The sequence below is a fragment of the Streptomyces glaucescens genome, assembly GCF_002154375.1.
In the GTDB taxonomy this organism is placed as follows: Bacteria; Actinomycetota; Actinomycetes; order Streptomycetales; family Streptomycetaceae; genus Streptomyces; species Streptomyces glaucescens.
In genome coordinates this window covers 9102-9647 of the sequence record NZ_MUND01000114.1, presented here as the reverse complement: position 1 = coordinate 9647, position 546 = coordinate 9102, and positions in this window count along the sequence as shown.

The following is a 546-nucleotide window of genomic DNA, read 5'->3' as shown; positions in this document are numbered from 1 at the left end:
CGCCACCCGACCGAGGCATGGGGGAAGCCTCACGCAGCGTCACCCGCGTGCCGGTTGCTGCCCGCCGGGCCGCGAGCAGGCCGGCAGGGGTGCACACACACCTCACCGGATCGTCGGCGGACGCGCTCAACACGCGTCTAGACCGGTTTAAGCGAATGCGCGATCGACCGGCGGCAGCGAGCCGAACGCGTCAGACGCCCCTATGGGCTGTGGCCGAGACAACGTTGTCCCGACTGCCAGCTAAGCGCTTCCGTCTTCACTTAACCGGTTCCGTCAAAGGCATTGTGCTCGCCGTGGAGCATCCATACTCTCGGCAATGCCGCAGGGCGGAAGGAGCGAACCGGCGCGACACGCCGTCGCCCCCTCTCCGGGTCATGCGCGAGTGGGAGACGTCATCCGTCTCCCCTCGGCGCCCTGCCGGCTGCGCGCGCACCGCACCGCACGCGACACAGGGACATCGACACGGGACAGCCTGTCATGCACAGGTCACTCCCGTGTGCCACGAGAGCCGGAGCATCCATGAGAACGAGAAAACTGGCCGCGGCC